Here is a 210-nt window from a genome sequence, read left to right on the forward strand (position 1 = left end):
TTTGGGTACGGGACGTTCTCCTCCACGAGGATGCCTGCCAGGTGCGGGGGGTGGGGGCACAGGTCTTGGCGGCCCTCCGGGCCTTTCTGGTCTCCATGCTTCACCGCCAAGGGGTCAGGGAGAAGAAGGCGGCCTTGGAGGCCTTCTCCTTCAACCCCCTCTCCGCCCTGCGCTTCCTGGGGCTCTATGCGGCATAGCGGTCAAGTCTGC

At 65.7% G+C, this 210-nt stretch carries 1 pseudogene; it reads left to right on the forward strand.

Going from position 1 to position 210, the window contains the following annotated elements:
• A pseudogene (locus AC27GT_RS12690) lies at window positions 1-197 on the forward strand (transposase); the annotation flags it as partial.
• Between the last annotated feature and the right edge of the window lie 13 nt (window positions 198-210).

The sequence above is a fragment of the Thermus sp. KWY1 genome (assembly GCF_057547025.1).